This is a genomic window from Rhizobium indicum (assembly GCF_005862305.2).
Classification (GTDB): Bacteria; Pseudomonadota; Alphaproteobacteria; order Rhizobiales; family Rhizobiaceae; genus Rhizobium; species Rhizobium indicum.
The window spans coordinates 798078-811470 of sequence record NZ_CP054022.1 but is presented as its reverse complement, the minus strand read 5'-3'; the positions used below and the strand labels follow the sequence as shown (position 1 = coordinate 811470).

Below are 13393 nucleotides of genomic sequence, written 5' to 3'. Positions count from 1 at the left end.
TTCGAGTCGATCTCCACGCCATCTTACATCCGCTCAAGGACTTCTGCCTTGGACACCTTTTGCGGTGGAACACACCGCATCGCCCGGCTATAAAGGTCATGCTGCGTTTGCATTTTAGCGGTAACCCATGCCTAGTCCTCCCGAAGCCTCAGGTGAAAGCGTCAGCGACTCGAGCTCGGGTCGCGTCCAGAAAACAGATTTGGCAAGCCAAATCGCCGCGACGGATTCCACGGGGACCACCCAAGCCGACAACCCGCAGGCCCACGGATCCTTCGGCCAAACTCGGCAGGCCGCGAGCAATCTGTTGCATGCGCTGCGCCAAGATTTACAGGCAAGTTCTGCGTTGGCGAAGACCAAGACGATGGCTTTGTTTTTGAGAACGAAGCTAAGGAGGTCGATGCGGTTGGGAGCCACATCAGCTCCAACCAAATGGCTGACCACTGCTCTCGCCAAAGCCGGACGTGGTATTCGCAATCGGCTTGTCGAGCCTCGTGAAAGTCGCCTTCGACGGTCGCTTCTGGCGGGCTGGTGGAAATTCGCTATGGGATCGGCCTTTCTTGTCTGCCTCCTCGTAGGAAGCATTCTGGTGTGGGCGCTAAAAGACGTGCCCTGGGGCGAGATCCGTGAGGGAACGTTAAAGCCTATCGTGGTGCTGGAAACCGCTGACGGCGCGCCGCTGGTAAGGCAAGGGCCTTATCAAGAGTCATATGCGCGATACGACCAGTTCCAGCCCCATCTAATCGATGCCGTACTTTCGATTGAGGACAGGCGGTTCATGGATCATTTCGGCGTCGATCTCAGAGGGATAGGGAGGGCGCTTCTCCGGAACTTGGAGGCTGGTTCGGTGGTGGAGGGTGGCAGCACGATCACCCAGCAACTCATCAAGCTGCAGTACCTCGACAGCGATCGAACAATAAAACGAAAGATACAGGAGGTGGTCATTGCCGTCTGGCTGGAGTGGAAGCTCGGCAAGCGGGAAATCCTGACGCGCTATCTCAATAGTGTCTATCTTGGTGCGGGCGCTACCGGCATGCCTGCCGCCGCGCGGATTTATTTCAACAAGGATATCGGCGACCTTAACCTGCCGGAGTCCGCTATGCTGGCGGGGTTGCTGCGGGCACCGAGCCAATGGAATCCCATCGACAATTTCGAAGGCGCCCGGCAGCGCACCATGGTCGTTCTCGACGCAATGGCGACGAACGACAAGATCACCGCGCCGGAGGCTGCGGAGGCCAAGGGGAGCTTTGCCAAGCTACATCCAACGACGCCGACGCCGCGCTCGGGAAGTTGGTTTGCCGACTGGATTTCGCCGCAAGCGAGCGAAATCGCCGGCTCCTCGCCAGGTTCGACGACGGTGCGCACCACGCTGGTACCGCAGTTGCAGCAGATCGCCGAAAGAGTCGTGAAAAGAGCCCTGGACGGTGAAGGAAAGACAGTCGGAGCATCGCAGGCCGCTTTGGTTGCGATGACGCCGGACGGCGCGGTCGTGGCCATGGTTGGCGGGCGCGACTACAAGGCAAGCCAGTTCAACCGCGCCGTCACTGCGATGCGCCAGCCGGGGTCAACATTTAAGCTGTTCGTCTATTACGCAGCATTGAAGGCCGGGCTCACTTTGTCTGACCGGGTTCTGGATGCGCCAATTGACGTCGACGGTTGGTCGCCAGAAAATTCCAGTGGCAACTATAGTGGTTGGGTAACGCTTGCCGAGGCGTTCGCGCGATCGCTCAATGCCGCTTCAGTGGCGCTAGCCGAAGAAGTTGGCCTAGACAATGTGATCGCCGCAGCGCGCGAACTCGGCATCGATGCGCCACTTGCCAATACGCCGTCTTTGGCGCTCGGGACATCCGAAGTAAATCTGCTTAACCTCACCAGCGCCTATGCGTCCGTTCAACTCGGCAGGGCACCTGTTAAACCCTGGGGCATCGCCGACTTTCAAGCGGCAGGGCAGACGAAGACGTTTCGGGTTGGCTCACAATCAAAGCCAAGTGTCGATCTTTCTCCCTACCAGTCCGATCTCCTCGGGCTCCTGCAGTTGGTGGTCGAGCGCGGTACGGGGCGTGGAGCAGACCCGGGCACGTTTGCAGCCGGCAAGACGGGTACCAGCCAGAACAATCGTGATGCCTGGTTCGTCGGTTTCACGGAATCGCTCGTCGTCGGTGTCTGGGTTGGCAATGACGATGACGCGCCGATGAAGGGGGTGACGGGCGGCGCCCTGCCAGCCCATATTTGGCGTGACTTCATCCGCCAGGCGACGGCCGAACCAACGCTGAATGGGGTGCGATCGACAGAAGCAGCAACCGATGGCCAAGGCGCACCGCAATCCTGTAACATTGCCGCCTGCTCGCGCACTTACCGCTCCTTCCGGCCGTCCGACTGCACCTATCAGCCATATTCCGGCGGACGACGGCTCTGTGAAAAATGATATGGGTGCGGCTAGATCAAGCCGGGCGAGCCCGGAAGCCTGATCTGCGCTCGCGGCGGATGCTTGCATTGCATCGGCGAGGATGTGCCTGAGCGGCTGGATGTGGTTCCGGCGCCGTTCCGCGTGATCGTCACCCGCCGCCTCAAAATATGCCTGGCGGGCCTATACCGACGGCGTTGTTCAGGCTTCAGCGCCTGAACAACTGATCCAGGCCGGGTTGCAGCGCCATCCCCATCACAAGTCTGCGCGTTCGCCCGGCTGGAATAGTATGAGCTGCGTTGCGACGAAACCCACAAAAGACCGTGCCGATATCGCAGTGCCTTTGCCGAAACCGCTGAGATCACCCATGGCCGCGCGCGGCCATCACTTCTAGCGGCACAGTGCCGGGGAGACTCATCGCTCTCCGCGAACGTAGCTTGCGCCGAGCGCCAGCGGCAGATTGGCTCGGCGGCCGGCGACGATCAGCACCAGCATGACCATGGCAAACGGGGTCATCTGGATGATGTTGGTGGGGATGTCGACACCCGCCACCTGCAGGGCCGTGGTCATCGACAGGCAGGCGCCGAACAGCAGCGCACCGAACAGAACCCAGACCGGTCGCTCGGGGCCAGCATGGCCAGCACGATGCCGATGAAACCGTTACCATGGGTCTTGAACGGCACGAAGATGCCGGCGCCGACAATGGCGATGAAAGCGCCGCCGAGGCCGGCGAACAGGCCGTGCACAGCACGGCGACCGAGCGGGTCCGCACCACGTCGACACCGGCGGCATCCAGCGCCGCCGGCTTGTCGCCGGCCGCCTGCAATGCCGATCCGAGATGGGTGGAACGGTAGATATCGACCATCACCCCGACCAGGATGATGGCGAGATAGGTGATGACGGGGCTGTTGAACAGCGCTTCGCCGATGACCGGGATTTTGGCGAGCAGCGGGATCGGCAGCGTCGGCACGGCAGCTGCCGAGTTGAATTGCATCGATCTGTCAAAAACCTCCAGCTCACCCTCATCATAGACAGCAGAGAGCGTGTCTCAGATCTAGCAGAACCCGTTCAACTTGAGGATCTTATGGGCGTCGATTGCCGCCCGGAGTTCATCTTCGGAGTTTCGATCTCCTCGGTTAGCGTCCGGATGGTGCATCTTGAGCATCAGTTTGTAGCGTCGTCTAATTTCCTCAGGCGTCGCGTCCTGCGAAAGACCGAGCGTTTCGAAGGCTTTTGCTTCCAATACCTTGAGCTTACGCCGCTGGAGATCAGCTTTCGTAGCTTGATGTCGTGCAGCAATCTTGCGTGCGTTAAGGGCTTTTGCCGTACCGGAGCGAACGGTCGAAGGAAGCGGCATCTCTGTCGCCTGATCAAGGCGGGTCCCCCACGTCTTACGGCTGCCGTTTGCTGCTTCCCTCTGATAGCGGGCGGTCACCGGATCAGACAGATTGCTCGCGAAATTATATCCCTTGTTGTATTCCCTCGCATGTTGCGGGCAGAACAACAGGTACAAACCCTCCGCATCTCGCCCAACGGGCGCGCGATTGGCGCCGCCGCTTTCGCAGCCGTCCCACTGGCATTTCGACTGGTAAGGCTCGCGGAGCGGAGCTGATTTTTTGCTCGTTGGCCTCAGGCCGACGAAAATCTTCGAATCATACGTCATCGCGCGTTATATGGCGGTCTTCATCGAGCCGGCAAGCAAACCATGCAATAGGCACGCCGATAGTCGGGACAGGGGGTTCCTGCTCCGGCATCTTTACTCCTTGCTCGTCACCGGCGCTCAGTACCCATGGCTGTGTTTTCGGTCGAGCCCTTCATTCTGAGGATCTGCGCTGCCCAGCCGACGGCCCTAGAGAATCCATCAATCTCCCCGTCGTCATTCCCATGGTGGTTTGCCGCGAACGCCCGGATCGCAACCTGCCCACCGCTATGGAACCTTGCCCTCCCGTTCAACGCAATCTATATTCTGTTCAACACAGGAGAATCTTATGGGTACCCAACCACGAACTGCTGCGGAACGCGAAGCGAAAATCGCGTTGGCCCGCAATAAGCTCGTACTCGAGCAAGCGAAGGCCGTCGGTCTCCTTGGCACGGCGAAGAATACCCGCTTGTCGGGGCGAGTGCCGTCGGAGTTGATCGAGGCAGCCAAGAAGCGGGCCCATGTTACCTCCGACACCGAGCTGCTGGAATTGGCCCTTTCACGGCTGGCTCTCGAAGACGACTTTGGCGCGCGTCTGGTGGGCCGCAAGGGCCGCATCCCGACGGATATCGATCTTGGGATTTGATCTCTCTGAAGCCCTCCGATCACTAAAGCCCCAGAAGCACGTCGGGTCGCTCGAGCGCAGGCCCGACGAAGATCTTCCTTGGGTTGCCGACGAACCGGCAATCGGAGGGCCTCTGTTCCTGGATACCAGCGTCTATCTGGATGTGCTTCAGGGGCGCTCGCCGGTGGAGGTCGATAGGCTGATTACGTATCGCCTATGCCACCATTCGGCGGTCTGCCTGTCTGAGCTGACCCATGCCTTCGGCCGACTGGACCCCAAGCACGCCTCTACAAAGGCGGTGCTCGAAACGATCGCGGCGACGGTCGAAGACATTCCGGAACACCGACTTCACGCTCCAGATGCAGCCATCTGGGGACATGCCGGCGTGTTGGCGGGTCTGCTCTTTCGCTTGAGCAACCTGCCAAAGGGGGAAGGACATGAGCGCGGCTTCGTCAATGACGCCATGGTTTTCTTGCAGGCACGGCAGCTGGGTGCGAGCGTGCTGACTGGCAACGTCCGCGACTTTGATTTCCTCTCACAGATCGTACCGACCGGTCGGGTCATCCTATATCGAACCCCAGTGGAGGCGCGATCATCATGAATGCCGAACCCTCACCCTCGGTCGCATTCTGCACGAACTGGAACAGCTGGGTCGGACGCCGGCAACAGATGTCAACTGCCTGCAGCATACGCAGGCATTTCTACGTTTCGTGGAGGCCGGCTTGATCCGGTAGAGAGCGGGAGCCGTCCCGATTGCCGCCGGCGCGATCAAACTAGCCGGAGAGTATGAACGGCTCAAACTGCTTGCACGCTCACCCACCTTGAAAGGCTCACAGATGGTCAACCTTGTTGACGGACGGATTTTGTCAGGTACTGCGTACGTGCGCGGCAGGGCTTCGGGCAATGTTGTTGCAAGCGATATTGTCGGAGCTGGACAGAGCTTATCTGGCTCGTGAGGCCCAGGGCACTAATGTCGCAAGCTCCGCTGGTTCAACCGTCGAACTCACTCCACTCTTCGCGTAGCAGTGACATCAGGACCAAATCTTGGAGGAGTTCAGCCAGCCGGCCCACGCATCACGCTCCAGCTGAAACTGATCGAAGACGCCCCTGACACCTTTATCAAGGCGCGGTGAGCAACCTCCCATTGGACACTGTACTTAACGGCACGGCCTGCAGGAAAGGGACATCTCAGACACGAGAAAGTCCTTTCCTCGACAGACGAAACATGCGTCATTCGATCACTGCTAGCGACCAGAAGCTCTCGCCTTCTTGGGAGCCGAAATACCACTTTCCCGCTCAAGCTTTTTGCGAGCGAGTTTACGGACGCGCCTGATACCCTCGGCCTTTTCACGCGCACGTTTTTCGGAGGGCTTTTCAAAACGCTCACGAAGTCGGGCCTCCCGGAGAACGCCCTCACGCTGCAACTTCTTTTTCAAAAAACGGAGCGCTTGCTCAACGTTGTTGTCACGTACCAGAACTTGCATTTTAAACTCCTAGGACCACTGACGCGCCTCATTAGATCCATGTGCATTGATGATCAAGGCTTGGAAGACGATATTGCGTGAATGCCGCCTCCGGATGCGCGCGCCTCATGCGAGAGCCGAAGCATTTGGACATATTTCGTCGCGAATGAATGGTCCGCAACGTCGCTGCAGCTCCAATACGTCGATATGCCGCTGGACTTGTTCGGCAAGGTCGTCTGGCAGGTCAGGGTCAGGCTGCAACGCAAAAATCGTCGGCGCGCTGAACGGGCGTCCGATCACCAGATGCAGGACACGCGCAACAAGAAACTCGTCGCAAGTGTCCTTCCGCATTAGCTGAGGCGATGGTTAGTATAGCTTCTGGCACGGGGCGAATTCGAGCCTTCGTTGGTATCGCATCTAGACGCTCAGCTCCTGCTCCCCTGGCGGCCTGGAGCAGGGATTGTGTTAGCCATCCGCACGGCTGCGGCATGCTAGCTGTGGAGCGGCACGTATAAGGTACAAAAAATAGATGGGATGGCGCGGACGTCCGGCCTCAGCCGCCTGGAGCGTGGCGTGGTCGTCGATCCTCAGAAGTAATAGCCGTCGAGTACGCCAAGTAGAGAGCCTCCTATCAGGGAAAATATCAGCGGCAAGATGATGAACAGGAACATCACGAGGAGCATAAAGCGCATCAGGCACCCCGCCGCTGCTGCCCTTGCAGGTGGCGCTTCCGGAACCGGATAGGTTGACCTTCGAGTGATACGACCGGCGCGGGAGAGGGCTCGAAGCATCTCCAGCATTTTTGCCGTGCGGATGTCGCCCGCTGAGGCGCGGTCGGTCTCCGCCTCAGGGCGGGCAGACCTCCGTCGCTCTCTCCGGCCCCATGGCCCGGGACTCGTATCCAGCGGTGGTGGTGGTTCCGCGCGGGGCGCTGCTTTGGGAAAAGGCACCGGCGGACGTGGGCGAACGGGAGGGGGCACCGACGGTGCCGCAGGACGCGGATCGCCAAACTTTGCGCCGCATTGCGGACATGCGGGTGCATCTAACCAATGCCCCGGGTTATGGTTCGTACAGTAGAAGCGGACTTGTGCCTCGTGGCAGGCCTCGCACTCACCGGAAGTCGCAGTGGAGGTGCCGCAGTTTGGACAACGCAGGATGACGCCTGTCATGGTTGAGGCTCCTGGCTCGGGTGATAGTCGATGCTGTCGGCGGCCGGCTGAGGATAACAGGCACGGATCATTTCCGCGGGAATGTGCAACCGATACACGCTCGGCAGGGCTCCTTCGACATGTCGCGCCATGGTGGGAACCCGCTCGTAGGGGCCGAATGCCTCGCGGCTCAACCGACGCGAAAGTGCGACGGTCGTGAGCAGTGGATTAGCCCGATAGGCGGGGAAGCTCGCATACCTCTCGTCCACGTGATCGTGGCCGCGTACCATATGTGTGACGGGCCGTCCGAGACCAGCACTCAAAGAGCAAAAAGCAGCGAAGTCCTCGTAGCCGAACTGGCTCCCGCGGGAGAAACGGTTTGGCAGCTTCCTGCGGGCTTTCGGATGGGCCCTTGTCCATACAAAATCAGACAGGCACATCGGGTTGTTCCATTCCCCCGATTCAGCGAGGGCGGGATGCAAGTCAACCAGCGGAAAGCCTCCGTGGGCGGCAAGCAATCCGTCGGGAAAGAAGAGTGCGCGCGGAGCGTTCGTAAACAGACGCACGGCAAGCTTACCGGCCCGCTCGATCCATTCGTGGGTGAGGTTAGCGTTGAGGAAGTCGGCAAAGTCCGATGGCGTCACGCTCGAGGAAAATCGTACGCCATCGTAAGACAGTGCTTCGTCGTGATTGCCGGCGATGACGCACACGCGGTCGGGCGCGTCTACGATCAGTTCAAATACGCGGAGAAGGATTTCGAGGCTAAAACCCTCGTCATCGAAGAGATCGCCAAGAAACAGGATCCGAGGTTGGACTTCTCCGGGCTGCAGGTCCGGCTGCCGCATTGCCACTAGTGCGGCCTCGAGCGCCAGAAGATCACCATGCAAGTCGCCGATGATCCACAACGGGATTTCGGTATCGAAGTCAGAAATCTTGATGACTTTGTCGGTGGGATCGGCGCGGAATTTGTCGAACAACATGCCTGGCCCGTCGGCCCGGTCAAGCAGACCCTCCATACTTTCAACCGTCGACCGAATTTCGGAGCGGATGGAAGATGGGTTGGCCCGGTTGAGGACAGCTTTCCAATCGAGGTCATTCACATCCACTATTTCTAATGGAGCAAAGGCCGTCACCTTCGAAAGAGCCTGGTCAGACGGTAGGCTTTCCGTCCTGGACGCAGGCTCTTCGTCCAATGGCGCAGCAACCACCGGTGTAGGTTCGGAGCCTACAGCTGGAACATCTGCGGCGGGCCTGGAAAGACCCGGCGCCCCCAGTTCATCCTTGGGCACCTCTGTGATCACCGGATGCGCCTCCGCTATCGCCGGCTGCTCGCAGGGAGGATCGGGCTCGGGCACTTTACCGCCGGCCGAGTTCATTTGTTGAGCGCCCGCACCGTAAGGGGCATCTTGGCGATGCCTTTGGCCTGGCGGCCGACCGCAATTCGATCACCTTGCCTGAGCGGACGAGGAGCTGTGAGGGTCAGGCCGTTCACGAGTGTTTCGTTGGTCGCACCATCCACGGGAGATATCACCCATTGCCGTGTGGGATTTCGTTCCAGGACACATTGGCGATTATCCCAGAACTCGCTTTCCGGCCCGAACTGCCGCAACAGGGGTTTTCCAAGTTCCGTCATCACCCCGATCTGGAGCGAACGTCCGTCCGCACCAAGCAGCTCGATCCTCTCGGAAATGATCAACTCTGCGGAAGTTGGAGGTGCGATGCCTTCTGTTGTCGATGCAGCAGCTTTCTGTTCGGAGACGGCAGAGCCTGCGCCGCGTCCACTCAAAATTGCCCGAACTTCCGCAGCCGTCGGTCTCGCAGCGGGATCTGGACACAGGCATCGGTGGAGGACGGCACTGACCTCGGCATTGTTCGCCGGTGCCGGCATCAACCCGGCAAGTGCCGGAGGTTTGGCGGCATAGCTCTGCACAAGCTTCGCATAATCAGCCTGGTCCTCGGTCCAGTATGGATGATGGCCGGCGAGAAGTTCGTAAAGCATTAGCCCGCAGGTGAAAATATCCGAAGCCAGTCCCGGAATAGCGCCGCGCGTCATATGTTCGGGGGATCGATAGTTGTCAGTGCCAACATATCCCTGATGCCCGTGCCAGGGCGCGCGGCGGTCAGCCAACAGGGAGAAGTCCATATCGATCAGCTTAAGCTGGTAGCCGGAGCTGATCGACGGGTCAGTGATCAAATATGCGTTCGCCGGCTTGAGATCTGCGTGAACGACCTTGGATTCGTGCAGTGCCGCGATACCGGTCATGAACACCTTTGACCACGTGAGGTGACGTGCCCAAACCGTGGCATCACGAGTCGCGGCCAGCTTGGTGCGACGATGCTGCTCCCGCTCCTCATCGAGCATTTGCTGCAAGTCGGCACCATTCTCGACGAACTCGAATGCCTGAAAGTAGCAAAGCCCGCCCCAGATCTCTTCGAATGCATCGACCTGGCGCACCGCAAATTGAGCAGCGCGGCCATTCCGGACGCGTGCTCCGAGCTCGTTCTGATAAGCAACGAAAGCCCCATACCAGACAACCGTCGGAGCAGGGGACTTGTATTGCTTGAGAAAAACCTTCTCACCGGTGGAAGTCTGAGCTCCATAGGAAATAGCCATCATTCCAGGTCCGAAGACTTTCGTGACGCGATACTGCCGGATCCGGTCGCCGATTTTCAGCTTCTTGGCCATGGCTTTCGGGTCAGCCGGGCTAAAGCGCTACGGTCGCTGCCGACCGGGATACACTGGCGGCCAGCTGCTTCAGGGTGTTACGGAAGTTAACCGGGTCGGAGGTAAATTTCTGGAGCGCCTCCTGCGGGTTCAGCCCTTCGTATTCCACCACTTCCCATTCCGACTTGTCGATCTGGCTCAGCCGATCGTAACCCTCGAAATTCGGGGCAAAGAGGCTGAGAATAATTCGGTTGGCCATGATAAGGTTAGCCACGTCCTGCAACGAGCCGCCCTTTGCCTCCGCAATGCTCATGGTCTCCTTGAATGAAGCATCGGTGAAGACGATGACAACACGCGCCGCATCGCTTCTATAGCGCCATTTCGCCGGATCCTCTGTCTGCGAACCCTTCGGCACAGCCTCCATAGAGGCAAGCTTATAGAGAGCATCGAGAAGCGACTCCGGCTCGTCTCCACCGCCGTTTGCCTGTAGCGTGCCAAGCTGCGCCTTGAGCGCGCTGGCATCGCGCACGAAGTCATTGTCGACGATCCATGGCAGGCCTTCGGCTTGGGCGGCCTCAATGTCACGGTAGCCGACAACCTTCCCGCGCCAATCTTTGACAGGGGCGGCGTTGTTCGGGTCACCGTGGCTTAAGGAGTCAATAAAGGCTTCGATATTTCTCCGCAGCGCGTCGATGCAGGGGTCCATGCTGCCGCTAACGTCTACGAGGAAGACAATATCGGCCACGCCTTTGGTTTTTGGACGCTCCTGCAGGGTCTGGCTGTCGGCTGATAGCGCTGGCGCGCTGTCTACCGACGCTTCTACCGCCGGCTCATCCGGTGTGGACGAGATCGGCCCGGTTGAGGTTGGTGTCGCGGCGGGAGCCGGGCTCCCCGGGGTAGGAGGCGTCTGCTGGTCCGGTTGCTCCGTATCACTCATCGGTCAGCTCCCATGGTTTGGTATCGTTACGCGGCAGATCTGCCAGCGCCGTTACGACAACACGGCGGCGACATGAAAGTTCCTACTGTCGTCGGATCGGAGAACAATCGGTCTCGGCGGTGTTATTTAAGGTCGAATTTTTTTCAAAGATCGAAAGGAGGTCTCGCTGCAGTTATCTGGGATAGGGAACCGATCTCTCGCTTCGCTATGCGACCTGAATGGTCGCAGCGCATATTTCCGCCCCTCCTTACCCCGGTGTTGTCGCAAAAGTTCGGCACCGGTGGGCGGTCGTCTTCAGATCAAGGCTTCGGTGACAATCCAGAAGTTCAACGTCAAAGGGCAATGCAAAGGAATACTTTGGCTGTGGGCCTAGTGCAGTGAACACGCTCTTGAAATTCATGACGGACATCAAGCGCATACACGTTAAAGGAGCATCGAGCACGCCGCTACTCCGTGCTTGGCTATGTTTTTCGCTGAACCAATCGCGCGGCCAAAAACCGGGAGCCCAGTCCGTTACCCGTTGACGCTCCGAGCAGTCGCAGCGCTACCGCCGCCGGCAGCCCGGAGCGTAGCAAGCGCCTTGGCCGAGAAGAGCGCGTAAATGATCAGCGGAAGACAGACGAGATAGGATGTCCGGATGCCAGCATGTTCGGCAATGAAACCGAGCAGCGGCGGCGCCAGGAAGAAGACGACAAAGCTCATCTGGCCGAGGGCGGCGACGTTGAGATACGCCGCGCGATCTGTGCGTTGGGCCGCCGCCGAAACGGCGAGAGGATAGACCGCGCTGCAGCCGGCGCCCATCAAGGCAAAGCCCGCCAGCGCGACATAGGGATGCGGCGCCCCCGACACGGCGCAGATGCCGATCGCCGAAAGAACAAGCAACATCGTGGCGACGGCCCGCGCGCCAAACCGATCGACCAGCGGATCGACGAACAGGCGCGCCAGCGCCATGCAGAAGGTAAAGAGCGTCAATCCCAATCCGCCAATGAAGGGCTCGACCGAAAACACATCGCGCATATAGATCGCCGACCAGTCGATCCCGGCACCTTCGACGAGAAAGGCCGCGATGCCGATCACGCAGAGCGGCATTAGGCCCCAGGTGGGAAGCGCTACCAGCGGTGCCTTGCCTTCATGCAACGCGATCCGCGCCGGCGCATTCCGCATGCCGGAAATCGCCCAGATGCCGATGACAAGAACCGTGACAAAGGTCGCGGCGAGATGGAGTTCCATCGAAATGCCCGCTTGGCGGACGACCGAGGAGACAAGCGCTGTGACGAAGAAGCCGAGGCTCCAGAAACCATGCGCCCTGTTCATCACGCCGCGTCCTAGCTGCGCTTCGATGCGGTCGATCTCAACATTGAGATTGATCTCCAGCGCCCCGGCGAGCAGCCCCTCGACGAAGAGCACACAGAACACGACCGGCGCCGCACCGATCCACGGCACCAGCGACAGCAGCGCAGACGTGCCGAGAACGGTGATGAATGCCGTCGTACGCGCGCCGAGCCGGGCGATCAAGGGTGAAGATAAAGTCAACGAAATCAAGGCGCCGATCGCAGCCCCTATCAGCGTCAACCCAAGCTCGGATTTATTGACGCCCATCGCAACCTGCAAATCCGGCATCCTCGACAGCAACGCCCCCAGCGACACAGCGAAGAGAAAGAAGCAGACATAGATCCGCTGCTGCGGCGCGATTTTCATGATGCAACTCCGGGGATTGACGCGTCGAAGCAGAACACGCGCGTATGGACCTGCGATGTCTATCTCACAGGGCCCAAGATCGAAACTTGTTTCTGAGGGAATGCGTCGGAGAAAGTGATCTTGGGAACCGGCGCGATTTGCCTAGCGCGGTGACGTGCGCGTCCCGTTTGATCAAGCTTCGAGCTCGCCGTGGAACATATGCGCAGACCGACCGTTGCTCCGTTCGGTTTGAAGGGTTGTCTGAGATGCCAAATGAGCGTGCCAACCATGATGATGAGCTTCGCGACATTATCGATCAAAAACTGACCGCACTCATCCGGGAAATGGAAGATGCGGATTGGAGCGCCAAGGACGTTGCTTTGGCGATCAACGATGTCCTCAAAAGCAAATGGCTTGATCGGATGACGGCGCTACAAGACGCACGCGAAGCGGTTCCAAAAGGCTTCCTTTCAGACGGGAACGAAGGCTAGCGGTCGGTTTCCACGGCGTGAAAAAGGAAAAACTTTTATGGCTGCGACATTCCAGGTCATTGCCATCAGTTCGCTCGATCCGGATGGTAGCGACACCCGTAATGAGCCGATGCTCCTTTACCCCCGATGCGCTGAAGACTGCACGGCAACTGAAATCTGAAGGCAAAGCGTTTCGGGTGATCGCTGAAGGTGACCACACGGAACAACAGCTGCGGTCCTTCCTGGAGCTCGGCGCGCTCGTGTAGTTCCCAATGGGGCTCGGTGCTCGAACGGACCTTGGACACGTTCCTCGGTTGGCCCAGCTAGTTTTAGCAAACGATCGCAAGATATTGGTCGTCGAGGACGAT

The 13393-nt window shown here is 59.3% G+C and carries 12 protein-coding genes and 1 pseudogene; 6 read left to right on the top strand and 7 right to left on the bottom strand.

Going from position 1 to position 13393, the window contains the following annotated elements:
* The first annotated feature begins 127 nt into the window (after positions 1–127).
* Positions 128–2422 carry a PBP1A family penicillin-binding protein gene (locus FFM53_RS28090; RefSeq protein WP_138390814.1) on the top strand — a complete coding sequence of 765 codons (2295 nt, stop codon included), beginning with the start codon at positions 128–130 and terminating at the stop codon, positions 2420–2422.
* 57 nt (positions 2423–2479) lie between these two features.
* Positions 2480–2642: pseudogene (locus FFM53_RS28085) on the top strand (IS66 family transposase zinc-finger binding domain-containing protein); the annotation flags it as partial.
* Between the two features lie 173 nt (positions 2643–2815).
* Here FFM53_RS28085 and FFM53_RS36555 read toward each other — a convergent pair.
* The gene (locus FFM53_RS36555) at positions 2816–2971 is read right to left on the bottom strand and encodes a hypothetical protein (RefSeq protein ID WP_246413238.1); all 156 of its coding nucleotides are present in this window, start codon (positions 2969–2971) and stop codon (positions 2816–2818) included.
* A gap of 95 nt (positions 2972–3066) precedes the next feature.
* On the opposite strand from FFM53_RS36555, the gene FFM53_RS36550 reads away from it, so the two are divergent.
* Complete coding sequence (locus tag FFM53_RS36550) at positions 3067–3255, top strand: hypothetical protein (protein ID WP_246413236.1); 189 nt, start codon at positions 3067–3069, stop codon at positions 3253–3255.
* A 200-nt stretch (positions 3256–3455) separates the two neighbouring features.
* Here FFM53_RS36550 and FFM53_RS28075 read toward each other — a convergent pair whose 3' ends face one another.
* Entirely contained in the window at positions 3456–4064 is a 609-nt protein-coding gene (locus FFM53_RS28075) for a J domain-containing protein (RefSeq protein WP_138390815.1), read from the bottom strand.
* 325 nt (positions 4065–4389) lie between these two features.
* Between FFM53_RS28075 and FFM53_RS28070 the strand changes: the two genes are divergently transcribed.
* Positions 4390–4686, top strand: a complete 297-nt coding sequence (locus tag FFM53_RS28070) for a hypothetical protein (RefSeq protein WP_138390816.1) — start codon at positions 4390–4392, stop codon at positions 4684–4686.
* Positions 4676–5266 (top strand): type II toxin-antitoxin system VapC family toxin, encoded by a 591-nt coding sequence (locus tag FFM53_RS28065; protein WP_138390817.1) that lies wholly within the window; start codon positions 4676–4678, stop codon positions 5264–5266. The genes FFM53_RS28070 and FFM53_RS28065 overlap by 11 nt, the downstream gene beginning before the upstream one ends.
* A 643-nt stretch (positions 5267–5909) precedes the next feature.
* Here FFM53_RS28065 and rpsU read toward each other — a convergent pair.
* From rpsU to FFM53_RS28040, 5 genes are all read right to left on the bottom strand, one after another.
* On the bottom strand, positions 5910–6149 hold the full coding sequence (gene rpsU, locus FFM53_RS28060; protein WP_138390818.1) for a 30S ribosomal protein S21: 240 nt from the start codon (positions 6147–6149) through the stop codon (positions 5910–5912).
* A 1144-nt stretch (positions 6150–7293) separates the two neighbouring features.
* A complete protein-coding gene (locus FFM53_RS28055) occupies positions 7294–8652 on the bottom strand; it encodes a metallophosphoesterase (RefSeq protein WP_138390819.1) in 1359 nt (452 codons plus the stop codon).
* Positions 8649–9962, bottom strand: coding sequence for a protein kinase domain-containing protein (locus FFM53_RS28050; RefSeq protein ID WP_138390820.1), 1314 nt, complete (start codon positions 9960–9962; stop codon positions 8649–8651). Before FFM53_RS28050 ends, FFM53_RS28055 begins: the two co-directional genes overlap by 4 nt.
* Before the next feature lie 19 nt (positions 9963–9981).
* Positions 9982–10878 carry a vWA domain-containing protein gene (locus FFM53_RS28045; protein ID WP_138390821.1) on the bottom strand — a complete coding sequence of 299 codons (897 nt, stop codon included), beginning with the start codon at positions 10876–10878 and terminating at the stop codon, positions 9982–9984.
* 513 nt (positions 10879–11391) lie between these two features.
* Positions 11392–12576: an MFS transporter gene (locus FFM53_RS28040; protein WP_173883667.1), complete on the bottom strand. Its 1185-nt coding sequence runs from the start codon at positions 12574–12576 to the stop codon at positions 11392–11394.
* Between the two features lie 245 nt (positions 12577–12821).
* Here FFM53_RS28040 and FFM53_RS28035 point away from each other — a divergent pair, with 245 nt between their 5' ends.
* Complete coding sequence (locus FFM53_RS28035) at positions 12822–13046, top strand: hypothetical protein (protein WP_138334894.1); 225 nt, start codon at positions 12822–12824, stop codon at positions 13044–13046.
* The last annotated feature ends 347 nt before the right edge of the window (positions 13047–13393 follow it).

Bases quoted from the DNA above. Each gene is read 5' to 3' on its own strand.
- FFM53_RS28090 (WP_138390814.1), top strand. From the start codon at position 128: ATGCCTAGTCCTCCCGAAGCCTCAGGTGAAAGCGTCAGCGACTCGAGC.
- FFM53_RS36555 (WP_246413238.1), bottom strand. From the start codon at position 2,971: ATGACCACGGCCCTGCAGGTGGCGGGTGTCGACATCCCCACCAACATC.
- FFM53_RS36550 (WP_246413236.1), top strand. From the start codon at position 3,067: ATGGGTCTTGAACGGCACGAAGATGCCGGCGCCGACAATGGCGATGAA.
- FFM53_RS28075 (WP_138390815.1), bottom strand. From the start codon at position 4,064: ATGACGTATGATTCGAAGATTTTCGTCGGCCTGAGGCCAACGAGCAAA.
- FFM53_RS28070 (WP_138390816.1), top strand. From the start codon at position 4,390: ATGGGTACCCAACCACGAACTGCTGCGGAACGCGAAGCGAAAATCGCG.
- rpsU (WP_138390818.1), bottom strand. From the start codon at position 6,149: ATGCAAGTTCTGGTACGTGACAACAACGTTGAGCAAGCGCTCCGTTTT.
- FFM53_RS28055 (WP_138390819.1), bottom strand. From the start codon at position 8,652: ATGAACTCGGCCGGCGGTAAAGTGCCCGAGCCCGATCCTCCCTGCGAG.
- FFM53_RS28050 (WP_138390820.1), bottom strand. From the start codon at position 9,962: ATGGCCAAGAAGCTGAAAATCGGCGACCGGATCCGGCAGTATCGCGTC.
- FFM53_RS28045 (WP_138390821.1), bottom strand. From the start codon at position 10,878: ATGAGTGATACGGAGCAACCGGACCAGCAGACGCCTCCTACCCCGGGG.
- FFM53_RS28040 (WP_173883667.1), bottom strand. From the start codon at position 12,576: ATGAAAATCGCGCCGCAGCAGCGGATCTATGTCTGCTTCTTTCTCTTC.
- FFM53_RS28035 (WP_138334894.1), top strand. From the start codon at position 12,822: ATGCCAAATGAGCGTGCCAACCATGATGATGAGCTTCGCGACATTATC.